The sequence below is a fragment of the Shimia aestuarii genome, assembly GCF_022814865.1.
Classification (GTDB): domain Bacteria; phylum Pseudomonadota; class Alphaproteobacteria; order Rhodobacterales; family Rhodobacteraceae; genus Shimia; species Shimia aestuarii_A.
In genome coordinates this window covers 14,813-37,719 of the sequence record NZ_JAKVRD010000007.1, presented here as the reverse complement: position 1 = coordinate 37,719, position 22,907 = coordinate 14,813, and the positions used below count along the sequence as shown (strand labels likewise).

The following is a 22,907-nucleotide window of genomic DNA, read 5'->3' as shown; positions in this document are numbered from 1 at the left end:
CGAGCACATGGGCTCGGTCGAGTTCGTGGCATTCGCGGAATATCTCGACATGATCGACGAGGCAGAAAATGCTTGATGCAGTGAAATTTGACATCACGGCGAAGGATCGCACCGCGAGTAGTTTTGCCTCGCTCAAGCGCGAGCTGGGCGGTGTGCGTGGGGCGCTGGTGAGCGTCAACGACAAGGCCATGCGCGCCGGCCGTTCGATGCGTAATATTGGTGCTGGGATGTCTGTCGCATTGACGGCACCCATCGCGATGCTCGCTAAGGCGTCTGTCGAGCTCTACGACACGCAAGCGAAGGCAGAGGCCGCTGTTGACCAGGTTATCAAGTCCACCGGCGGAGCTGCGCAGCGCTCACTTCAAGACCTGAAGTCGCTTGCTTCCGGGCTCCAAGACGTGACGACATTTGGTGACGAGGGCATTCTCCGAGATGTTACTGCGCCACTTTTGACCTTCAAGAAGATCCAGGGCGACGTATTCGATCGGGCGCAAGCGAATGTGCTCGACATGGCCACTATGCTCAAGATGGACCTGAAAAGCGCGTCGATCCTCGTGGGTAAGGCTCTCAACGATCCGATCAAGGGCCTTTCAGCTCTCGGGCGGTCTGGGGTCACGTTTACAGACTCGCAGAAAGCGGTCATCGAATCCCTTGTTGAGACCGGCAGGGTTGCCTCTGCACAAGGCTTGATACTTGAAGAACTCGAGTCGCAGTTCCAAGGGCAGGCTGCAGCTGCGGCCAATACACCGATGGGGCACTGGACACAGCTGTCGAATGCGATTGGCGACGTCAAAGAAGAGTTGGGGCGAGAGGTTGTGCCTTTCCTCGTGCCGCTCTCGAAAAAGGTCGAGGCGGCTGTCGACTGGTTCGGTTCGCTTTCGCCTCAGATTAAGTCGAACATCGTCGTCTTCGGTGGCTTGGCGGCCGCAATCGGACCAGTGGTGGCAACGCTTGGTCTCGCGACGATCGGGGTCAGCGGGCTGGCGACCGCGTTCGGTGCGCTTTCAACAGCGATTGCGCTCAATCCGATTGGCGCAGTCGTGATTGCGCTTGGTGGGCTTGCGATTGCCCTTAACGCGGCGAACCGGAAATATCGCGAGGCCGCGGCGGGCGGTTTTGTTCACATGCAAGCGAATGACGAGGTGACTCGCTCTCTCGGTGACGAGATCCGGCAGTCCAATCTTCTCGGGCAGGCGATGCAGGCAGGAACAGCGATGTCCGTTGATGCTGCGCAGAAGAAGCTCGAAGAGGCGCGCGCACGGCTGAAGAACGTGCAGGCAATCTATGAGGAGCAGCGCGCGCTTGGACTTGCAGAGGCGGGCCGGGTAGGCGTCGGGGCTGCGAGCGTGACCTCTCCACGCGCGGCAGCCATCGACGCACAGACCCGCCTCGGAAAAGCGGTCGGTCCGACAGGCCAGCCGATGCCGGATGGCTCTGACTATTTCGACCCGCGCGCGCAGGCGGCCTATGAAGGCAGGGTCACAAAGAGCGGTATCGTGGCGCCGATCTTCAATGATGAGCATCGAGAAGCGGTCGACGGCATCCGCAAGAACATCGCCGAACTCGAAAAGGGCATCGCGAACGCAGAAGATGGGGTCGTGACCTTTGGCAATGCGATTGTCGCAATCGAGCCTGGGTCCCGACGCTCGCTTGAGGAGATCGACACCGGCCTCGGCAAGGTGGGCGGATCTGCGGCCAAGGCGAAAGACAAGACGTCAGAGCTGGCGAAGTCTCTGGAGTTCTCGAAGGGGGTGGCGAGTTCGATCAAGGGGACATTTGACGGTCTCTTTGATGCAATCGTCGAAGGTGGAGATCGCGCCGGCCTCGCCATTGAGGGGCTTGGCAAAAAGCTTGTCGCAATGACGCTGCAGAGATCGGTCTACGGGCTCCTGGCGTCCTTGTTGCCCGGCACATTCGGGAAGGGCGGCTTCATGGACCTCACTGCAAATGCGAATGGCAACGTGTTCTCCGGAGGGCGTATCCAGGCATTTGCAACCGGCGGAATAGTTTCCTCTCCGACATTATTTCCGATGCAGGGCGGCGCGGGGTTGATGGGCGAGGCTGGTCCGGAGGCGATCATGCCGTTGACACGCGTCAATGGTCGGCTCGGGGTCCGCGCCTCTGGTGGTGGCGGCGGAGGTGGTTCGCAGGTCGTTGTGCAGATTGTTGATCAGGTCGGCGTCGGTGTGCGCCAGGAAAGCGACACGAACTCCGATGGCCAGCAAGTCGAGCGGTTCGTCCTCGAGCGGACCAAACAGGAAATGGCGCGCGGTGGCTTTGATGGTCCCATGGGGCGCTTCAAGGTAAAACCGGGGACGATTAAACGATGACGCAGGCGCATTGGCCAATTGGCCTTCCGCAAAAGCCCGCGCGAGACACTGTCGCAGGGCAAAGGCAGGATCCGCGTATTGCTTTCAAGCCCGATCGCGGCCCATCGATCACGCGTCCTATGATGACAGGGCGTATCGAGCTATTCGACATCGTCTTGCCGCAGATCTCGTTCGACTTGCTCGCTGATTTTGAGGATTGGTTTGACGAGGATCTCGCTAAAGGCACTTCCCAGTTCGTGTGGCGACACCCGATGAAGGGAAATGTTGTTTCGATGCGGATTGTCGTGGGCCAGCAGGCCTATTCGGTTCGTCGCGTAGACCCGGCGAAGGCCAGGATTTCCTTCAAGGTTATTATTCTTCCTGCAGCACCCTGGTTCGCCCCCTACGTCCGCCCAATCACCTCTGTGCCACCCGCCTTCGTCGCTGACTATGACGCCGGGGTCTATGGGATCGACGGGGCCAAGGTGCCGGCATCGAGCCTGCCGGGCATTGAGGGCACCTATGAGCTCTACACGGTGGACGGCTCGGACGTTGAGACCTTCGACGCTTCAGAAGTTCTGACAGCCGGTGATATTACCGAGGCGCAGCCGGTGGACGTCAATCGCTACGTGGGATTCTCGGTCTGATGCAGCGCGACATTCCAGCCAGTGCGCGGCAGGCGGCGGAGCGTGAGGGTTCGCCCGATGTGCTGCTCGCCTTCCTGACGGTCACGCACCAGAACCTCTCGGAGCCGATCCGGATCGTCTCGGACGTGTTCGACTATGTGCTCGAGGGCGAGACCTATAAGGGGATCGTCTTTGACGCCAAGCCGCTGACCGATACGGATGCCGCGCCAGTGACAGAGCTGCGGGTGCAGAACGTCGATCGTCGGATCGGTGAGGCGCTTGAGCGGGCCGAGGGGCGGGCGCAGGCGGCGCTCCGGGTGATTTCGTCGAGCGATTTTGACCTGACGCAGGATCCGCGCGTGGCGCCTGGGACGCCGGAGGATATTTACAGCTTCCAGCATTTCGACCTGGTCGACGTGGACGTGAACCCAATCGAGATTACCGGGCGTCTCATGCTGCGCGACTATAGCCAAGAGCCGTGGCCGGGTATCGCGGCGACGGAAGAACGCCTTCCAGGTCTGTTCCGCTGATGCACTGGAGTTCCGCGTATGTCGGCCTGCCTTTCGAAGATGGAGGGCGGGGGCCGGAGGCGTTCGACTGTTGGGGCGTTGTGGTCTCAGTCTACCGCTCGGAGTTGGGCATCGAGCTGCCGACCTATGGCGAGATCAGCGCGCGTGACCTGATGCGCGTCACACGGGCTATGCAGGCGGGGCAGGAGGCCGAGTGCTGGCGTCCTGTCAACGATCCGCGAGAGTTCGACGTGGTGGTCATGCGCCTCACTACGCGGAGTTTCCCCGGCCATGTCGGGGTGATGGTCGATGCAAAGAACATGCTGCACATCGAGGCGGCGTCTCATGCGGTGATCGTGCCGCTCACACACGTTTTGATCCGGTCGCGGGTGATCGGTATCAGGAGGTTTCAGCACAAATGAGCCGGATCACGTCCGTTTACCGCGAGCCGTTCAGCCTCGCGCCGGAGGTCTCATATCTGCCGGAGGGGCTGTCCCTCGCGCAGCTCGCCGGTCGGATGGGGTGCCTGCCGCCGGATTTCGCGGATCATGGTGCGATTTGCATCAACGGCTTTCAGGTGCCGCGCGAGCAGTGGGCAAACATCCGGCCAAAGGCCGCGGCAAACGGGGTGCCTGTCGAGGTGACGTTCCATGCCGCAATCCGGGGGGGCGGTGATGACGGGAAGAACCCGCTCGCTCTGATCGCCGCGATCGCGCTCACGGCGGCGACGGGGTGGATCGCAGGGGGCGGTTTGGTCTCGTCGGGCCTCCTGAGCGGGTCGACATTTGCGGCAGGCGGTGTCGGCGCACTGGCTATCTCCGGGGGCGTGTCGCTGGTCGGTGGCTTGCTGATCTCTGCGCTTGCGCCGCCGCCTGCGGTCTCGGTTGACGATTCCGCCGTGCGCAACAAGGGCGCGGCCAGCGCGCAGGGCAACGTGCTCGAGCCGAACGGGCCGATCCCGCGCGTGACCGGCTCCCGTAAGATCTTCCCGCCGATGGCGGTGCAACCGTTCACCTATTTCGAGGGTGAGGACGAGGTGGTCGAGGCTGTCTATGTGCTGGCCGGGCCGCATCAACTCGAGGATATCCGGATTGCGGGCGCGCCTTTGGCCGAGGCCGAGGGTATCGAATACGAGATCCGCGAGGGCTGGCCCGGTGATATGCCGCTCGAGCTGGTCGAGCGCCAGAGCTTCACGGTCACGCTGCAAAACGAAATGCGCGGCCATGCGGTGTCGGGAGATGACGGAACGCGCCTCGAGACCGAGACCGGCGATATTGGCGATGCGCTGCCGATGGCGATCACCGCCTCGACCCGGCAAGAGCCTGACGAGGTGCTGCTTCACGTCGCCTTCCCGCAAGGGCTGCACTACAAGGGCGAGGACGATGTGTTCTTGCGGGTGCCGCTGCGCCTTCGGATGCGTGAGATCAGCACCGAGGCTTGGATCAACCTTCCCGAGATCCACTACGCGGCGGCGGATATCGGGCAACAGCGGGCAACGATCCGGCTGCGCTGGACCGATGATGCCACGTCCTATCCCGGCGCTGCGTCGAGCAAGGGGTGGGTCGAGGCGCGCAGTTCGTCGACAGGGCAGTCGATCACTCCGGCAACCGATGATCGCGAGGCTCATAGCTACTTCACCGATGGTGTCGGCGATGACTACATGGACGCGAACAACCTCGGCACCACGGGCGTCGAGCATGTGACGCTCGGGCGGCATGTCGCGGAGTTTGTGCTTGATGAGGCCACCTTTCCGAAGGGGCGCTACGAAATCGAGGCGGTGCGCGGCTATGCGATCCGCGAGACGGCCTATGATCCGGACGGCTACACGATCAACGGCTCGGTGCGTGATCCGTTCACATACGAGGGCGCGGCCAGCCCGAAGATCAATCAGAGCAAGGACAGTATCGCGGATGCGGTTTATATCCTGCGCTGCGTTTCGGTCTGGAATGAGCACCCGGTTCCGGCGGGTGATCTCGCTCTGATCGCGATCAAGGCGCGCAACCGGCGGGTCGAGCAGGTGTCTGCGATGGCCTCCGGATATGTGTCGGACTATGGCCAGCCGGAACCGGTCCTGCCTGAGCCGACCTTCGAGCGGGATCAGCTCACGGAGATCGACGAGTCGGAGTTCACGCGGACGGATGTGGTCTTTGCGGCCTTGGACGTGACCATGCCGGAAAGCCCGGTCGGCGTGATCTGGGAGCAAGGTGGCGGAGCGCTCGGCTCATATCTGGGCGTCTCGTCGGGTCAGCTGGTCCTTCGCGCCGGGAATGGTGCAGCACCGCCCCAGACGGACATGGCGAGGCTGTCGATGGACGTCTCGGCCTTCGCGGGCAAGCGCATGACCTTTTACACTGAATTTGATCCGGTCGCGGCGTCCGTCTCGCTCTGGGCCTATGACCACGCGGCGCTTGAGGTCACGGATCTCGGCACGGCGAGCGCGGCCAGTGGCTTCCCCAGTGGGGAGTGGGCGGGGACGAACCTTGGCGGGGTTGGCGCCTATGTCGGCAATATGGTCAACGGCGAGGACGACTCGGACTTCAACGGCACGATCCATTCGGCCCGGTTCTGGGATGCGACTGCCGCGCCTGACGAGATCACCGCACCCGGCGCAGCCTCCTGGTCGGTCTGGCGCACCAGTTCGAACCCGGCACCGCATTTGCGAGACATGCTCCTCGGGCGGCTGAACTTCGATCCGGTGCCAGAAGACATCATCGATGACGATGGCCTTCTCGCATGGCGCACGGCTTGCGATGCGGCGGGATACGAGGTCAACGCGCTGCATGAGGGGCAGAGCGTCGATGAGGCTGCGCGGATCGTCGCGGCGGCGGGCTATGCCCGGCCCTACATGAGCGACATTTGGGGCGTGACGCGGGACTATGATCGCAGTGGCGAAGGGCCGGTGCAGATCTTCACGCCACGCAACTCTTCAAGCTTCCGGTGGTCGAAGGGCTTTGCCAAACTGCCGGACGGATTCCGGATCACCTTCCCGGACAAGTCGCGGGACTATGAGGCACACCAGATCACGGCGTACCGCAACCCGGATCAGGAGCGCGGCGGGCTGACCGAGCAAGTGACTTATGACGCGCTCGTGACCGAGGCAGAGGTTAGGGCGCGGGCTGAGTATGACTTCCTCACCGCAGAGCTGCGCAGCGCCTTCTACACGCTGGACGCGCCCGCAGAGGCCATTGTCTGCCGTCGCGGCTCTTTGGTCGGGGTGCAGCACGACATGCTGACGAGGCGCGCCGGGACTGGCCGTGTGGCCGATATGGCGTTTGATGCCAGTGGCGATGTTATCTCGATCACGATCGACGAGGATGCGCCAATCTTCTCCGAGGATGGGTTCGACGAGATCACCGATATGGGCGAAGTCGCGGACATGGGCCTGATCGGTGCGCGCACGGGTGTCGTGCTGCGCCGGACGGATGGCACGATCACAGTTCACGAGCTGAGCGGGGTTTCGGCAGAGACTGCCACGCTCACCTTCGCATCGCCTGTGAGCGCGACCGGCCTCGAGCTGGACATCTTGGTCGCGGTCGGCGTGCTCGGCACGGAATACAGGCGAATGATCGTCGCGGGCATGGAGCCGCGCAGTCAGTTCACCTGGTCAATCACCATGGTTCAAGAAGCACCGGAGATTTGGGCATGAGCACCCGCGATACCACGAACAGCGCAACCACACCGAAACCGGACGGGCCAGACTTCCTCGACGAATATGCCGGCCACATCGGCGCGCTCTATGACGCTTCCTGCCTGCCCCTGACCTCGGTCGCCGGGACAGGCGATGTTGTGACGGCCTCGGTAGATCCTGCGCTGCCTGGCGCTGGTCTGAAGGACGGGATGAAGTTCACGATCACATGGGCGGCGGTGAACACCGGCGGCGTGACGCTCAACATTGATGCGACCGGCGCGGTGCCTGTGCTGTCCTCTGACGGTTCCGCGCTCGTGGCCGGGGCGCTCGAGGACGGGCTGCGAGACTTGCTGGAATATGTCGGCGGCAATTTCATTCGCCTGAGCGGCGCAGGGGGTGGGGCGGGCGCCACCTATGGCCGCTGGGAATATCTTGCGGACGACACATGGATCAAGCCGCTCGGCCTCGATGATGACCGTCTGGTTCTCGTCGAACTATGGGGCCCCGGCGGCGGCGGCTATGGCGGCGCCCAGATTTCTGGCGCCGGTGGCGGTGGTGGCGCCTATCGCTGGAAGCTGTTCCGACTGGGCGACCTCGCCTCGAGTATCGCAGTTACAATCGGGCAGGGCGGCGCACCGGGGAACAACGGCGGATCCACAACATTCGGGACGCTTCTGACGGCCTACGGTGGCGAGGCCGGTGGCGAAACATCAGGTGGTGCTGGTGCTGGACTTGGTGAGTCTGGTGCGGCGGGCGGCTGGCCCGGCGGCGGAACCGGAAACGGCGGCGACGCTTCGAATGATGGGGCCGGCGGTGCTGGCGGCAATCAAGGCGATGATGGCGGTCGATCGATCAATGGCGGCGGTGGCGGCGGTGGATACGAATACGGTGTCTCTTCTGGCAATGGCGGCGGCAGTATCGACGGCGGCAACGGCGGAGATGCAAACAGTGCCGGGTCTGTGCCGGGCGGCGGCGGCGGCTTCAAGGCGTCCGGCGGGAACGGCAAGGCAATCATCACGCTTCTCTAAGGTCCGCACGGGCCATGGATCAGGTTTCAAGACAGGAGAAAGACATGAGCAATCCATTTGTGAACCATGCGAAAGGCACCGCCTCGATCGCCCTGAGCGGGATGGTCGACTATTGGGTCGAGCCGACGCCAGACGATGATGAGGACAACGTGCTCGACAAGGACGGGGTGGCGTCGATCGGCGTCTCGATCAAAGTCGCAGAGGACGGGGATGTGGTCTATCACGACCGTCACGAGAACGTTCGCACCGATTATCTGATCGCAGGCCAGCCTTTGCCGACCTCCGTCAAGCGCATCCTTGCGACAGGCACGGCCGCGACCGGCGTCAAAGTGGCAATCGCGCCATGATCGGAGTTGGTGTTTCCCTGCCGGAACTCGCGGTGCGGGGAGGCGGCTGGTCACCGGCCTCCCTCTTCGCAGGCGGGGTGTCCGGCACGATGCCTGACCTCTCCGACCTCTCGACGCTGTTTCAGGATGAAGCGGGGGCAACGCCGGTTGCGTCTGACGCCGATGTTGTGGGGTTGATGATCGACCAATCGCAAGGCGGGCTTGGCAACCTTGGGCCGGAGTTGGTGACGAATGGTGGGTTTGATACTGACTTGAGTGGCTGGGATATTGTTGGCGATGGCTCGGCGGTGTCCGTCTCGGGCAGCTTGTCCATCACTGGCGGAGCAGTGAGCAATACCGGGGTTCGCCAAGACATTTCGCTTCAGAACGGAACATACCTGGTTCCAATTGGGGGCGTTGGTGGATCGTCCCCTAGGTTTGGCATCTACGATGGCGTATCAACTATAATCAGCAACCAGATCGGTTCAGTATCAGATGTAATCGTAACCATCACGCAAGGTGTGATGCGGGTGTATCCATACACTTCCGCAGGGCTAACTGCATTGTACGATAGCATCTCCGTCCGCGGGATCCCCGGCAACCACGCTTCGCAGTCCACGACCTCCTACAAGCCGAAATGGTACGCCCCGAATATCCTGCGCTTTGATGGTGTGGATGATCGACTGCCTATGACGCTCAAGCCTACCACCGCAGGCAGTATCGCCGTGCGGTTTAAGGCCAATGTTGGGAATTGCGTCGTGTTTGGCGCGCGTCCGAGCGGGACCACCGGAAAATGCTATGTCTCGTTAGCTTCAGACGGTTCTATTGCGGGCGGCGTCGGTGATGATGGCGCAGGGCAAATCAAGGGCAGCACAGACAAACTCGGGGTGTTCGTCACGGCAATACTCACGTGGGACGGCACTACCGTCACGCTATATGAGGACGGCGTGTCGGTCTATTCCGCTGCGCAGTCTGGTGCAGTTGATACCGCCAACCCTCACTTTTTCGGCTCCCTCAACTTCGACGGATCGAGCGCGGCGCATTTTGACGGCGATGTGTCCAACCTGATCGTCACCGACGATGTGATCACCGCTTCCGAAGCCCTCAAACTACACAACAAATGGAGTGCCTGACATGGCTACTGTTCCCTGCATCCTTATCGCAACTGCCGCTCAAGCGGCCGACCTGAGCGCCGTTCTCGAGGCCCAAGGGCGCGGCCCCGGCACCTTCACCAGCGGACGCCGCCTCGTGGCCGAAGGCACCACGGGTCCGGTTGTCGCCTACTTGGCACAGGATATGAGTGCGACAGCCGAGCTTGAAGCCGCATGGCGCGCCTTTGCGGACAGCGCAGACCTTCCCGACATTGGCAACAATGTGTGGGGCGAGAACGGAGTGATTTCCTCTGGCGATGCACAGGCGGCAAGCGCGGGCCTGACTGTTCATTCCGTCGCAGGCACCGTCCCAAGCAATTGGACTGCATCCGTCCTCGCAGGCCACGGCTACGAGTTCGAGCCGGAGCCGGAGCTCTAAGCACCCAACGCAACACGGCCTCCCGGCCTGAGCACCCCCGAGCCGCCCGGAGCGATAGGCGCAAAGTCTGGCGGCAAATGACAAGAAGGAAAGAGAGACAGATGGACAACGGACCCGATCCGAGCCTCTTTGGGCAGATTTTCAACGAACAGGGCGCCTTGCTCGCTTTCTTCGGGGCGCTCGGCGGGTTGGTCCGATCCGCGACGATCAAGACCGGCGTCATCGAAGGCATCCGGGTGACCTTTATCGGATCCGCGATGGCGTTCGGGGTTGGTGTCCTGTCGCCGTTTCTAGTGCGGCCTTGGGTGGGTGAGCTTCCCGAGGGGATGCATTCGGCGCTCGGGACGCTTTGTGCCGGCGCATTCATCGTTGGCTTGGTCGGGGTCACCTTGGTCGAAAGGTTCCTCGCAGGCCGCAAGCTTGTGGAGGACGACGCGTGAGCAAGAAGATCCGGCGCGATAAGGGCGCCCCAAACGAGGACATGTGGCACACGCTCAAGATCGGCCTGCCGATCGGGCTCCTGCTTTTTCTGATCCTGCCGCTGTTCTTCTAGCACTCTCTGCATCGCTCTGGCCGGCGCGCTGGTCACACTGGAGCTTTACTCGCCTCGTGATCTGCGCCGGATCGCGGGGCTTTCTCACATAGGAGACGAGCCATGAAACTGGCAATCGTGGTCGGGCATAACGCCCGAGCGCAGGGCGCAGTGCGTCCTGATACTGGCGTGACCGAATGGTCCTGGAACAAGGGGCTGGCCGAGATCATGCGCAAAGAGGCCAGGCGCTTCGGCCTCGATGCGGAGGTGTTCTTTCGCGAGGCCGGCCACGGCGGCTACCTCGACGAGATAGAGGCGGTCTATGGCGCCACCGATGCCTGGGGCGCGGACGTCACCGTCGAGCTGCACTTCAACAGCCATGACAACCCGGCCGCGACCGGCACCGAGACCCTTTCGAGCGGCTCGCCGGCGTCTCTCCGCATTGCGCGCGCCGTGCAAGAGGAGATGGTCGAAGCGCTCGGGCTGAAGGATCGGGGCGTCAAGACGCGGCGCTCGGGTCGTGGATACGCAAGCCTGATCTCCGGCCGCGCTCCTGCAATCCTGATCGAGCCGTTCTTCGGGTCGTCTGCGAAAGGGCAGGCGGCAAGCGATGAGGCGTCTGAGAAGCGCGCGCTCGCGCTGGCCGTGCTCCGTGGCATCGAGCGGGCGACATGAGTGCTCGAGTGCGCCTGAACGGCGATATGGTCGAGTTCAAGTGTCCCGGTTGCGGTTGGGTTCATTCTGTAAATATCGACCGAGAGTCGAAACCGTGCTGGGGCTTCAACGGTGACGTTGAGAAACCGACCATAACCCCGTCAATCAATGCTTGGCGAGAGTACGGTGGGAGTCGCGAAACAGAGCGCTGCCACTCTTTCGTGACGGATGGGACAATCCGTTTTCTAGGGGACTGCACACACGACCTGAAGGGTAAGACGGTTGACCTGCCCGATATCGCGGAGTCGACGTGATGCGCTGGATTCCATCCCTGCTGGTCGCGGGTGCGGCCGGCCTCGCGATCTGGTGGCTGGTCTCTGTTGTCCAGGAGCGCGCGGAGCTGCGCGCGGATCTGACGATCGAGAAGCGCGAGCGGATCGCGGCACAAACCGCGCTAAAGGACGCAGAGGAGGCCGCGCGGGTGCATCGCGCATGGCTGCGCCGGCTCGAGGACGAACGGGCCGAATACGAGGCGCTGCGGCGCGATCTCATAAACATGGAGGGGGGCGATGAAGCGCTTTCTGATTACCTGCGCGGCGCTGGTGAGCGCCTGTGGGGACAATGATCCGGCCGTGCGTGTCACGGCTCCGCCGATCTCGGCCGACCTCCTTCAGCCCGAGCCGGGCTGGACGGGCGGAGCGCCGCGCACAGAGCGCGATTTCGCGCTGGCGGTCGCGGCCGAACGGGCAGGGCGAATCCGGGCAAACGGCAAGCTCGAGACGATAGGCGAAACGCTTTCCTCGAAGCCTTACAAGCCCCGATAGAAGCACGGCGGCGCGTTAGTCCGTCATAACGAAGGGAACTCAGCGTTACCCAAGAGGCACTGTCCCTGCCTCGACCCTCGCCGAGAAATCGGCGGGGGTTTTCTCGTTTCAGCGGACGTGGTAATTTATACAGGAGCGCGGCGGCGTGGAGGGTAGCGCAGTAGATTTCGGCCAGATTTCACTGTGAGACCAGCGGAGACACGCGGTAGCCTTAAGTCGACGGACAGCTTGGAAAAATAATTAGGGGCTATGCCAAGCATAAGCCGGAGTAGCGCCCGGCCCGCGCTCAAATCCGCGATTCTCCTTGTACTTTTCCCACCTCATTTTTCCCACCCTGATCTAGTGGGAAAAAAGCTCGGATAAACCAAATGAAATCAACGCGATAGATTTGTCGTGGTAGGCCCGGCAGGACTTGAACCCCCCCAAACAATCACCGCGCGCTTGCCTGTCTTGGTCGCTATGTGCTTTTCGGTAACATCCCTGTATAGTGCTGAAGAGTATCGATAGAGGCGCTTGATGATCGACGAACGGGAATATGCTCTAAAGGAGCATGCGAGGTGGAACGCTGAGGCAGGCAGCATGAATGCAGCTGCGGTTCAGTATGCTGAAGTTACGGTGAAGTCGTTGCTTTTGTTAAACGGTGGCGCGGCAGTGTCTATGCTCGCTTTCGTCGGCAGCATCTCTTCTGGTTCTTCGTTTTCAGAAGGCATTGACCTCGGCGGTGTGGTTTCATCACTTCAGTGGTTCGCCGCGGGAGCAGGGACTGCAGTCCTTTGTGCAGGTTTCTGTTATGTTGTCATGTTCTTGCAGGCTACCTTGAACTTCTCCTATCAGCGTATTTGGGAACACCCTTTTTTCGCTGAGGGTGAGCGGACATCGAAGATCGTCAGGCTATACAAGTGGTTTCATATCCTGGCCGTCATTCTCTCCGTTGGGTCACTGTCGATGTTTGCTTTTGGCGTTTGCATGATCGGCCGGGTTGTCTTGGCAGTTTGAGGCTGAGGTTAAGTGCGAAGAATTCGCCATCTCCTCATAAATCCCGCATCAATCGTATACATTATTGAAATTGAACATTAAATGGCCGCCCACCTTGGGCACCAAGTTACCGCGCCAGATTATCCAATAGATGCAACGTGAGATGAAATGTCTTGCGGCGCGCGTATCTGTGTCTTTGCGCCTGCGAAAGCCCTGCTTGCGCGGGGCTTTCTTTGGTTTTCGGCTTGGTTAGGCCACCATGTCCAGATCGCCCAGACCACCAAGCAGATCGTCGACAAGCTCGGTCGCCGTCATGGTCAGGGTCTCGACGGTTTCGCCCACGGTCTCGAGAAGGCCGCCGACGATCCCGGTATCCACCTGACCGGTGAGATCATCAACGAGGGACAGAACTTCGTCCACGACAGGCAGATCCAGACCACCTGTCAGTCCCTCAATGAGACCGTCGATGGGGGAAGTGTCGAGGCCACCGGTGAGACCGTCGATGAGGCCGTCAAGCGCAGAGGTGTCGAGACCGCCGGTGAGCCCGTCGATGAGACCTTCAACCGGGGAGGTGTCGAGGCCGCCGGTCAGGCCGTCAATCAGACCATCGACCGGAGAGGTGTCGAGGCCACCGGTGAGCCCGTCAATCAGGCCGTCAACCGGGGAAGTGTCGAGGCCGCCGGTGAGCCCGTCGATGAGACCATCGACCGGGGAGGTGTCGAGGCCACCGGTGAGACCGTCAATCAGGCCATCGACCGGAGAGGTATCGAGACCCGCGGTCAGACCTTCGAGAAGGCCGTCAACAGCGGAGGTGTCCAGGCTGCCGGTGACGCTGTCGAGCAGGCCGGTCGACAGCGGGGGAATCGACAGGTCCAGCGTGTCGAGAGGCGAAGTGAGGTCTGGAACGGTGATGTTTTCAAGCATTGAGCTCTCCAAAGTTGAGATAGGTTCAGCGTGACCTAAGGGCACGCAAGCCGATCACTACATCTATTCGTATGTATTGCAATACCTAAGGTTGTATCCAAAAAGATGTATGCAAGAATCAAGTGTGTCGTGGGGGAAGGCATCTGTCTTCGAAACTCCGCGTGTCGCTCGCACAGACGAACCGGTGCGAGAAGCGCGACATGAGACCCTGGCAGCACAGCAGGTTTGGCTGTCAAAGGCGCAGGCAAGGGCAGGGCGGAGATTGACGAAAGACCTCAGAGCCTGCGGCTTCGAAGGCTGCGGAACACCGTGAATACTCCGAAAGATTATACGGAACTAATCGAAGTGATAGGTCAGACTCTTAGCCAAACCTAAAGCCGATACGAAAGTGTGGGAAAAGGTAAAAATGCGCGATATCTATATCTTTTTCCGCATCTTTTGAGTTCTCAGATTTCAAGGCCCGCGTATTCTAAAAACAGGATCCTTTTCAAAATAGGATTCTCGAGCAGTCGGGTACTTATTCCAAATAGGTATCTTTCAGAAACAGGTGCCTTTTTCCAAGGGGCCATATCCTCAGTGCTGATGGCGTTGTCTTGAAGCGCGTAACGCAGAACGTTGCAAAAATAGGGAAGTTAGTATGCTTAAAAAGCACAGTATTGTTGGGATTGCGAGTGCCCTCACCATTGGCGCCAGTGCAACCTTCGCCGCCACTTCAACAGGCACCTTGGGTGTCACGGCGATTGTCGTCGATGCTTGTATCGTCGCCGCCACGCCGATGGCATTCATTGACATCGATGGCAGTGCCGCCACCAACCAGACAACCCCCGGTGTGATTACCGTAACTTGTACCTCGGCCAAGACCGGCGTCACGATCACGCTTGATGGTGGTTTGAATGAAGACACCGGTCAGCGCAATATGACCAGCATCAACACCACGACCGATCTTCCTTACAACATCTACACTGACTCGGGTCACACTGCCGAAGTCGCAGTTGGTGGAGAGATCTTCAACGGCGATATCCCCGCCGTGATCCCGGAAATCATCACGGTCTATGGCCAGATTCCCTCGGGTGCCTATGGGGCGGATCTGCTCTATGGCGATACAGTCACGATCACCGTCGACTACCCATGATCTTTGGAATGGGTTCAAGGACCAGGCAGCGCAGCGTTTTTGCTGCTGCGTTGCTTGTCTGTTTGTGTCCGGTTGCTCTAAGCGCTGAGAGCGTTTCGGTGTCTCCGACGCGGCTCATGTTGCCGCCCGGAGCCAAGCAGGCGGCGCTGACGGTATCGGCAAAACAGCTTGAGCGCCGCGCATCGGTTCAGGTTCGGGTGATGAGCTGGAAGTATGGCACACCTGCGGATCGCCTGAGCAAGACCCGCGATGTCGTCGCCAGTCCGCCGATCACGAAGTTAAAGCCCAGACAGGAACTTACGGTGCGCGTGGTGCGTGTGGCCAAGAAACCTGTTCGCGGGCGTGAATGTTACCGGGTGCTTGTCGATACTTTGCACCCGAAAGCTGAAGACCAATTGGTGAACTTGCGTGTGAGGCATTCTGTCCCCCTTTGTTTTACCGGGAAATGAGTTTGGTTGAGAAATGCATGAATGGGCAAGCAGACTGCGGGCAGGATCTCTTCTCCTAGCGATTTGCTTGTTCCCGATTCAATCCGGGGCGCAGGCGACGGACAACACAACAGCGATATTTGAGACGGGCGGTGAAGAGCTGCCGCTCTATCTCGAGGTCTTTATCAACGGAGAAACCACCGAGCTTATCGGTGAATTCGCGCTGCGGCCGGATGGCACGATGTCTGTCACCGCCGGAGAGATGCGCGAGCTTGGGATCGTGGTTCCGCCGGGCGCCGGTCGCAATAGCACGGTCATCTTGGAAGAGCTGCCCGAGATTACCTATAATTTCGATACGCTTGCACAGACGATCGATTTCCTGATCCCGATCCACAGGCTTCGGCCGGTGGTCACCTCTGCCGCCTACAAATACGAGCTTTCGCCAGAGACGGATACCTCATTCGGTCTTGCCCTGAACTATGATGTATTCGGGCAGTATCAGGTCGCGGGGCCGGGCGCCGAAGGGCTTCAGCAGGTTTCGCTTTCGGCCGACGCGCGGCTTTTCTCCAAGTTCGGCACGCTTTCTCATTCGGCTTATATCCTCGACAGCCGCCTTGGAAATTCGAGCTACACGCGCCTTTCGACGACGTTTGAATCCAACTTTCCGGGAAAGGCCGTGTCGCTTCGCATTGGGGATACGATATCTTCGGCGCCGTCCTGGGGCCGTCCCATCCGCATGGGCGGCATTCAGATCAAGCGCGACTTTTCATTGCGCAGCGATATCATTACCGAACCGCTTTTGTCGTTCGGAGGGGTCGCGAATGCCCCGACAACCGTCGATGTCTTTATTGAAAACAACCGCGTTTATTCCGGATCGACCGGGGTAGGCCCGTATGTGTTTGAGGATATCCCGACGATCAACGGCAGTGGTGATGCGGTGATCTATGTGCAGGATATCAACGGCCAGACAGTGCGCAAAGAGGTGTCCTTTTTTCAGTCGAGCTATCTTCTGAAGAAAGGCGTTTTTGACTATAGCCTCGAGATTGGCAAGGCGCGGGTTTTGTATGGGCGCCCGGATAGCCATTATGGCGACCGGCTGCTTTATTCCGGTAGCATGCGATATGGTCTCACCGACCGCATTACCACAGAAGCGCATTTCGAAGGGGCCGATAACCTCAAGCTGTTCGGTCTTGGTGCGGCGTTTGTCATCGCCAATCGGGCGGAGGTGTCGTTCTCGGCCTCGACGAGCCAGTATAAGAACCAGACGGGTCAGCTTTTCTACGGCGCGTTCCGCACCTTCTTTGGCAATAACAAGATCGAAGCCAGCACGCTGCGTGCCGATAGCGATTTCGCGGATCTCTCGCTCTTGGCGTCCGAGGACTATCACGCGAGCATCGGGTCGTTGTTGACGGACAATGACTATCCGGCGTCGCGCGATATCATCAGCGCCTCGTTCCCGCTTCGTAGAAAGCGGGCGAGCCTTGGGGTCAGCTACCTGCGATCCAAGCGCGGCTCGGTCCGGGACGAGATCGCCTCGGTAAGCTATACGCAGGGCATGAAGTGGAACAACGGCACGCTTAGCTTGTCTGCGTCGCGGGATTTCGAAGACAAGACGTCGCGGGTCGGGCTATTCGTGTCCATCCCCATCGGCAAGAAGAGAACCTCTCAGTTCGGCACCGAGGTTGGTCACAACGGTAAGGTCTCGCAATCCATCTATGTCGCGCAGGCACTTGGCCAGGCAATCGGGGATACCGGTTTCGATGCACAGCTGAAGTATCAGCAGGACCGTCTTGATATCCGCGGCTCTGTGAAGAAACGGACGCGCGTCGGCCGGGCCGAGATGGAAGTGCAGAAGGTCGGCGATACGGCGCTTGTGAGCGGCCGTTTCGCGGGATCGCTGATCTGGTCCGGTGGCACGATCGTGGCAGGCAATCAGGTGCGCGATGCCTTCGCGGTGGTGAAGGTTGGGGTGCCGGGGGCGTCGGTCTATCTCGACAACCGGGAAGCGGCGCGGGCCAATCGTTTTGGCAACGCGGTCGTCTCTGGCCTCTCGAGCTACCGGCCCAATCGCGTCGCGCTCAACGTGGAAGAACTGCCGCTTGATGTGGTGCCTGAGACCACGGCGGCTGAGGTCGCGCCGGGCCGCAATAGTGGCGTGGTGGTGGATTTCGGCACCTCCAACACCGCAAACAACGCGCTTGTGTCTTTCGTGGATCCGCGCGGCAAACCTCTCGAGATGGGCGCCATTGCGCATCTTCGTGGCGAGACATTCATCGTTGGATATGACGGCGAAGCCTATATCGAAGGCCTCTCTGCGACCAACTCCGTGCGGATCGATACTGGCAACGGGGTCTGCAATGCCAGCTTCCGGCTTGCCAATTCGAACGAGATATTCAGCCAGATAGGACCGGTGGTGTGCCAATGAAACGTGTGATTGTTCCCTCTCTGATCGCGGTCTTCTCGGCGCTTTTTCTTTTGTCCTGGAGCGCGCCAGCACAGGCCGTGACCTGTAGTGCCTCCATCACTGACATCGATTTTGGCAATGTCAGCCTCAAGGCGGGGCAGGTCAATCGCACGACCGGATCCTTGCAGATCAACTGTTCCGAGGCGGGGTTGCTCAATGCGATCGGGGTCTGTGTCGAGCTTGGAAGCGGGTCTGGTGGGGCCGGGGCGTCGAACTCGCCGCGGTATTTGCAAGATGGCTTTGGCAATTCAGTCGATTATCAACTGCGCTCGGGCGGCTACGGCTCGGCGAACCCGGTCTGGGAGGATGTCTTTGTCAGTATTCCCATCGTCCTTGGCAGTGGCAGCACGCTCATCCCGATCACTATCTATGCGGATATCAGCACGACCGGCGTCGATTCCCCGATTGGCCTTTATAGTTCGCAATTCAGCGCAGGATCAGATGCCCAGATCACATATGATGTATCGAATTGTAGCCTGTCCGGGCCAACTGCACCTATCCCGAGTTTCTCCGTAAGTGCGAATGTCACCTCGGCCTGTGAGGTCGATTCAGCGACGTTGAATTTCGGATCGATCTCTGGCGTTATTTCTTCGCCTATTGACGCCGACACGCAGATCGCAGTGCGTTGTACGTCGGGGACGAGCTATGATGTGCGCCTGAGCCTTGGCAATGGGCTTCTCGTGACTGATCCCGCACAGCGCAAAATGACCTCTCTTTTGGATAGTCTGCGCTATGGGCTTTATCAGGATTCGGCGCGGACTCAGGTTTGGGGAAATAGTTCTTCAAACGATGTGACGGCGACGGGGACGGGATCGAACCAATTGTTCCCGGTTTATGGCCGGATTCACAGTGGCCAGAGCGTTCTTGCCGGAAGCTATTCGGACACAGTTCTTATTACGGTTGAATATAATTGATCGGGGGTGTCGGGCAGAGAAATGTCCGCGAGGAGGGGTGGCGCCACCGAAAGGAGCAAGTCATAAGATTAGGGGGTATGCCTACCTTGCATGATGATTGCGTCAGACGCGGATCGTGCTATACTAAAGCGCTAGCCCCGTTCAGGGGTCTTTAGCTATGCGAGTCGTAAACAGGATTGCTGGCATAAGAGATTGATAGGGTGGAAGCACGTGGCTGAGAAAACGGATCCGCGAAATATCACTGACACTGGCGGCCAGGGCGCCGAGCGGGATGTCTCCGCATCGGTTCCTCGCGAGCAACGCACGTCCCGAGGGGCGGGTCTGAGTGATTTTGCTGCGTCGGCAATTGGGATGGGGCTCGTCCTGAATGGCGGCGCGCGCAGTGCGGCTGCGTCGACACCCTCCGAGGTCTCTGAAGAGGCTGAAACCGAAGGAACGGATCGTGCCGCGCAAAACGGCGTAACCCCTGCAACGGGTGAACCGGGCGCGAATGGCGCTCCGGAAGGCCAGCAGGGTGCGAACGACAACGAGGCTCCGGAAGGCGAAGAGGGCGAACAAGAGCAGCTTTCGGATCTGCCGCCTCCCTCTGGCGGGACTGCAGCAGGTGGCATGACGGCCAATGTGCGCAATGCCGGTCTCGTGTCTGGACAGATTTTCGAAGAACAAGCCGCGAAAGAGGAAGATTCCGAGGCATCGAACGAAGAGGCCACCGAGGCGCCGACAGTCGATATTATTGCCGGCGCGGATGGCTTGTTGCAGCCGATCCTAGGCGAAGACGGGCTTCTTGATGATCTCCTCGACCTTCTGCTCGACGAGGGAGGGCTTTTGGACTCGATCCTCGGCGATGACGGTCTTGTGGATACGGTGATTGATACGATCCTCGGCACGGACGGAATCCTTGACGGATTGGTCGGCGAAGACGGTTTGCTCGATGTCGACGCGGTCGTTGACGAGCTTCTCGGCGAGGATGGCATTCTGACCGATATCGTCGGGGACATTCTTGGCGACGGCGGCCTTTTGGGCGGCGTGATCGACGTTGTGCTTGGTGAAGATGGCCTCATTAGCGAGATCGGTGTTCTTGATCCGTTGGTGGGTGAGGATGGTCTTGTTGGTCATCTGCTCGAGCCGGTGCTTGGCGCGGATGGTCTTTTGGATGATGCCGTCGGTAATCTCATCGGCGAAGACGGAATTATCGACGAGTTGGTGGCCGATGTGCCGCTGCTTGATCCTTTGCTTGGCTCGGATGGTCTTGTCGGTCAGGTGCTTGATGTCGAAGACGGGCTAATCGGCACGGTTGTCGGCGGTCTTCTTGGTGGCGGTGCTCCGGAAGATCCGCAGAAAGCGGCACAAGGCGAAAGCACAGACGGTGCGGGCGACGATGATGCTTTCCTCGAAAGCCTTCTTGCGATGCCGACAAACGAGGATCCCGGCGCAGAAGGTCTGGTCCTCGACGGGCTGCTTGGCGAGGAAGATGTCTTTGGTTTTGAAGTCGCACCGTTTGACGTTGTCGGCGACGCGGTGGACGATCTTTATGCCGGTCTTACCGGGGATGGCGGTCTGACGGGGGCGGTCGTGGATAGCGGTTTGCTGTCTGGTCAGGTCGAGGTCGACGATGCCGAAGTCGATGCCCTTCTGAGCGATATTCTTGGCCCCTCCACTGCGGATGCGGTCGCGGGCGGCGATGCGCTTGCCATTCTGCTGTCGGATATCGCGGAAGAGGGGGAATCAACCTCCGAGGACGGCGCTGCGAACATCTTCGGGTTGAACGAAGACGGGCTTCTTGACGACGCACCGGCGGCGGTTCTTGATGGCGCCCTAGACGAAGGTGTGCAACTTATTGATGGGTTGTTCAGTGACGAGACGGATCAAGCTTAAAGGTGTGTCTTTAATACTTGAATTATTTGGGGGAAAATTGGCATTACTTTAAATGCACCCTGTGCAAGGATTGGTGTGCCGCGGCAGGAATTGTCCGACATAAGACTTTCATAAGCTCGATGATACTGGGGTGTATCGAGCGATAGAAGAACCGTCTCTGGCTGCAAATTGAGACCGTTTCTCTTCTGGGTCGTCGGGAAGAAATGCAATTCCTCGGTATGAAGAATGGGAACGTAATGTCAGTGGAATTTATTGCGAGGAACGCGGCAGAGAATCCGGTGGGGCGCCTGTGAATAACGCGGCCACGAAATCCCGCCAAATCGATGCGGCACATCTGCAAGCAAGAGTTGTAGATGGTGTGAATATTCTAAGCCTCGAGAAGCCGGGATTGATCCCCGGAAGCGTTGCAAAGGTCGATCACGATCTGCATATGGGGTTCGAGGATGGCGAGACGCTTGTCCTGCAGGACTTCTATCTTCTTGGCGATTCCGGCGAATACAGCCTGCTTCTTGACACCACGGGCCAACCCGTCGCGTCGGGGCTTTCGGCTCCTGTCGTGGATCGCGTCGCGCGCGCCGAAACCCTTATCTACGCTGACGAGGTTGGACAGACCGATGCGGTCGCACAGCAGTCGAGCGATCCTGACGCAGGTCTGACAGGCGGCACGACCGAGGTTCCGCTCTGGGCGGCGGCCGGTGGGGCGGTTTTGATTGGTGCCCAAGAGCTTGCCTCATCCGAAACCGAAGCACCTGCCGAAAACGCGGCTGCCATAGGTCAGGCGGGTGCGACCCCAGACGCGGCGCCGCAAGACGGTCTCGATCTGGGCGATGTGGTGGATTGCTTCCTTGGGGACAACGCTCTCGGCACCGTGCTCTTCCAAGAGAGCGCCTTTCCATTGATTTCCGAGATGGGAGAGGGGCTGTGATGGGGGCCAGTACAAGCATGCGCAATTCCGCGATCCATATCGCTTTGCTGGTCAAACGGGTTTTCTTTGGTTTCTTCATCTTTGCGGTTCTGGCACCGGCCACCGCACAGGCGCAGATGTCCCTGCAGGAAGCCGTTCTCAAGGCAATCGCACGCGAACCCGGTATCGAAGCCCTGCGCCAGGAAGTCGCGGTCAAGGCCGTCGATATCGAAGCGGCGCGAGATGCCTATTTCCCGACGATCGGCCTTTCTGGCGAAACCAGCACCACAAATAGCAACGGTCCCGGTGTGACGCTGACTGTTTCTCAGGTGTTGTTCGATTGGGGCCAGATCCGCCATGAGATCGCCGCCAAGACGCAGATCCGTATACAGGCGATGGCCGATCTCAAACAGGCGATCGAAGAGCTGACCTTTGAGGTTGCGGGCTATTTCCTCGACGTGGAAGTCATGGCGCAGAAGATACGTCGCACCAAGACCTATATGACCTTTGCGTATCGTATCGCGGAGCAAGCCGAAGAGCGGTCAAAAGCCCGCCTGAGCGACGTGAGCGAGGTGGCGCGCGCGCGGCTCGAGATCACGCGCGCCGAAGATCAGCTTTCGCAATTGCTCGCCAACCGGGAAATCGCTCTGGCGCAATTGGAATTTCTTGTCGGTCAACGGCTTGGTGGCACGCTCACGCCGCCGGAACTGCGCTTTGATCGCCGTTTCAACACTGCCGACCAGATCAGAACTGCCATCTACGCGTCTCCTGACTACCTTGCTGCGAAATCTGCCGTGGCAGAGGCCGAAGCCGGTGTGAAACAGGCCAAAGTCGCCCGTTTCCCCAAGATCGAGTTGCAGGCGCAGGGCCGTGTGGATCTCAACGGTGGACGCACGCAAACCGCGCTTGGCCTCACGGCGGGTGTCGATCTGAGTTCTCGCGGATTTGGTCAGCGGCGTATTCAAGCGGCTCAACTCGAGCTAAAAGGCGCACAATCAGAAGTAGCAGCGGTCGAAAGAAACCTATTGAATTCCGGCCAAAGCGCGTTGAAACGCCTTGGTTTGCTGCGTCGCAGTGAGAAATCGAGGTCAATTCAACTCATCGACGCAGAAAAAGTTTTGGAAACATATGAAAAGCAGTTTGTAGCTGGTAGAAAAGAGTTGTTAGATATTCTTACGACCGGCCGCGATCTGTACGATGCACAGATTGACGAAATAGACACGTACGATGAGCGGAAGCGAACGGAGTACGAAGCGGCTAAAGACCTGGGGGTTCTTGGAACGCTACTTCTGTCGAAACGTACAAGTAGACAGAACTAGTGCAAA

The 22,907-nt window shown here is 59.8% G+C and carries 23 protein-coding genes; 22 read left to right on the top strand and 1 reads right to left on the bottom strand.

Annotation, left to right across the window (positions count from 1 at the left end; genetic code table 11):
• The first annotated feature begins 68 nt into the window (after window positions 1-68).
• The 15 genes from MK745_RS19875 (at window position 69) to MK745_RS08780 (ending at window position 12,962) form a co-directional block, all read left to right on the top strand.
• Entirely contained in the window at window positions 69-2,330 is a 2,262-nt protein-coding gene (locus MK745_RS19875) for a hypothetical protein (RefSeq protein ID WP_431978965.1), read from the top strand.
• Window positions 2,327-2,956, top strand: coding sequence for a hypothetical protein (locus MK745_RS08845; protein WP_243612928.1), 630 nt, complete (start codon window positions 2,327-2,329; stop codon window positions 2,954-2,956). The genes MK745_RS19875 and MK745_RS08845 overlap by 4 nt, the downstream gene beginning before the upstream one ends.
• Window positions 2,956-3,465: a DUF1833 family protein gene (locus MK745_RS08840; RefSeq protein WP_243612927.1), complete on the top strand. Its 510-nt coding sequence runs from the start codon at window positions 2,956-2,958 to the stop codon at window positions 3,463-3,465. Before MK745_RS08845 ends, MK745_RS08840 begins: the two co-directional genes overlap by 1 nt.
• Window positions 3,465-3,866: a C40 family peptidase gene (locus tag MK745_RS08835; protein ID WP_243612926.1), complete on the top strand. Its 402-nt coding sequence runs from the start codon at window positions 3,465-3,467 to the stop codon at window positions 3,864-3,866. Before MK745_RS08840 ends, MK745_RS08835 begins: the two co-directional genes overlap by 1 nt.
• Window positions 3,863-7,090, top strand: a complete 3,228-nt coding sequence (locus MK745_RS08830) for a hypothetical protein (protein WP_243612925.1) — start codon at window positions 3,863-3,865, stop codon at window positions 7,088-7,090. Before MK745_RS08835 ends, MK745_RS08830 begins: the two co-directional genes overlap by 4 nt.
• Window positions 7,087-8,100, top strand: a complete 1,014-nt coding sequence (locus MK745_RS19760) for a hypothetical protein (RefSeq protein ID WP_279391773.1) — start codon at window positions 7,087-7,089, stop codon at window positions 8,098-8,100. Before MK745_RS08830 ends, MK745_RS19760 begins: the two co-directional genes overlap by 4 nt.
• 44 nt (window positions 8,101-8,144) lie before the next feature.
• Window positions 8,145-8,447, top strand: a complete 303-nt coding sequence (locus tag MK745_RS08820) for a spike base protein, RCAP_Rcc01079 family (RefSeq protein ID WP_243612924.1) — start codon at window positions 8,145-8,147, stop codon at window positions 8,445-8,447.
• A complete protein-coding gene (locus tag MK745_RS08815) occupies window positions 8,444-9,559 on the top strand; it encodes a LamG domain-containing protein (RefSeq protein WP_243612923.1) in 1,116 nt (371 codons plus the stop codon). Before MK745_RS08820 ends, MK745_RS08815 begins: the two co-directional genes overlap by 4 nt.
• 1 nt (window position 9,560) lies before the next feature.
• Window positions 9,561-9,956, top strand: a complete 396-nt coding sequence (locus MK745_RS08810) for a hypothetical protein (protein WP_243612922.1) — start codon at window positions 9,561-9,563, stop codon at window positions 9,954-9,956.
• 101 nt (window positions 9,957-10,057) lie between these two features.
• Window positions 10,058-10,396 (top strand): hypothetical protein, encoded by a 339-nt coding sequence (locus MK745_RS08805; protein WP_243612921.1) that lies wholly within the window; start codon window positions 10,058-10,060, stop codon window positions 10,394-10,396.
• Between the two features lie 215 nt (window positions 10,397-10,611).
• Window positions 10,612-11,163, top strand: a complete 552-nt coding sequence (locus MK745_RS08800) for an N-acetylmuramoyl-L-alanine amidase family protein (protein ID WP_243612920.1) — start codon at window positions 10,612-10,614, stop codon at window positions 11,161-11,163.
• Window positions 11,160-11,456, top strand: coding sequence for a DUF6527 family protein (locus tag MK745_RS08795; RefSeq protein WP_347813647.1), 297 nt, complete (start codon window positions 11,160-11,162; stop codon window positions 11,454-11,456). Before MK745_RS08800 ends, MK745_RS08795 begins: the two co-directional genes overlap by 4 nt.
• Window positions 11,456-11,767, top strand: coding sequence for a hypothetical protein (locus MK745_RS08790; RefSeq protein ID WP_243612919.1), 312 nt, complete (start codon window positions 11,456-11,458; stop codon window positions 11,765-11,767). The genes MK745_RS08795 and MK745_RS08790 overlap by 1 nt, the downstream gene beginning before the upstream one ends.
• Entirely contained in the window at window positions 11,712-11,966 is a 255-nt protein-coding gene (locus tag MK745_RS08785; RefSeq protein WP_243612918.1) for a hypothetical protein, read from the top strand. The genes MK745_RS08790 and MK745_RS08785 overlap by 56 nt, the downstream gene beginning before the upstream one ends.
• A 516-nt stretch (window positions 11,967-12,482) precedes the next feature.
• The gene (locus MK745_RS08780) at window positions 12,483-12,962 is read left to right on the top strand and encodes a hypothetical protein (protein WP_243612917.1); all 480 of its coding nucleotides are present in this window, start codon (window positions 12,483-12,485) and stop codon (window positions 12,960-12,962) included.
• Between the two features lie 228 nt (window positions 12,963-13,190).
• Here the strand turns inward: MK745_RS08780 and MK745_RS08775 are convergent, their stop codons facing one another.
• Window positions 13,191-13,865 carry a hypothetical protein gene (locus MK745_RS08775; RefSeq protein WP_243612916.1) on the bottom strand — a complete coding sequence of 225 codons (675 nt, stop codon included), beginning with the start codon at window positions 13,863-13,865 and terminating at the stop codon, window positions 13,191-13,193.
• Window positions 13,866-14,502: 637 nt separating this feature from the next.
• Here MK745_RS08775 and MK745_RS08770 point away from each other — a divergent pair.
• The 7 genes from MK745_RS08770 to MK745_RS08740 all read left to right on the top strand — a co-directional run bounded on the left by MK745_RS08770 (window position 14,503) and on the right by MK745_RS08740 (window position 22,901).
• A complete protein-coding gene (locus tag MK745_RS08770) occupies window positions 14,503-14,997 on the top strand; it encodes a Csu type fimbrial protein (protein WP_243612915.1) in 495 nt (164 codons plus the stop codon).
• Window positions 14,994-15,446 carry a fimbrial biogenesis chaperone gene (locus MK745_RS08765; protein ID WP_243612914.1) on the top strand — a complete coding sequence of 151 codons (453 nt, stop codon included), beginning with the start codon at window positions 14,994-14,996 and terminating at the stop codon, window positions 15,444-15,446. Before MK745_RS08770 ends, MK745_RS08765 begins: the two co-directional genes overlap by 4 nt.
• A 67-nt stretch (window positions 15,447-15,513) precedes the next feature.
• A complete protein-coding gene (locus MK745_RS08760; RefSeq protein ID WP_243612913.1) occupies window positions 15,514-17,850 on the top strand; it encodes a fimbria/pilus outer membrane usher protein in 2,337 nt (778 codons plus the stop codon).
• Window positions 17,847-18,803 (top strand): Csu type fimbrial protein, encoded by a 957-nt coding sequence (locus tag MK745_RS08755; RefSeq protein ID WP_243612912.1) that lies wholly within the window; start codon window positions 17,847-17,849, stop codon window positions 18,801-18,803. The genes MK745_RS08760 and MK745_RS08755 overlap by 4 nt, the downstream gene beginning before the upstream one ends.
• Before the next feature lie 210 nt (window positions 18,804-19,013).
• The gene (locus MK745_RS08750) at window positions 19,014-20,678 is read left to right on the top strand and encodes a hypothetical protein (protein ID WP_243612911.1); all 1,665 of its coding nucleotides are present in this window, start codon (window positions 19,014-19,016) and stop codon (window positions 20,676-20,678) included.
• A 358-nt stretch (window positions 20,679-21,036) separates the two neighbouring features.
• Entirely contained in the window at window positions 21,037-21,603 is a 567-nt protein-coding gene (locus MK745_RS08745; RefSeq protein ID WP_243612910.1) for a hypothetical protein, read from the top strand.
• Window positions 21,603-22,901: a TolC family protein gene (locus tag MK745_RS08740; protein WP_243612909.1), complete on the top strand. Its 1,299-nt coding sequence runs from the start codon at window positions 21,603-21,605 to the stop codon at window positions 22,899-22,901. Before MK745_RS08745 ends, MK745_RS08740 begins: the two co-directional genes overlap by 1 nt.
• The last annotated feature ends 6 nt before the right edge of the window (window positions 22,902-22,907 follow it).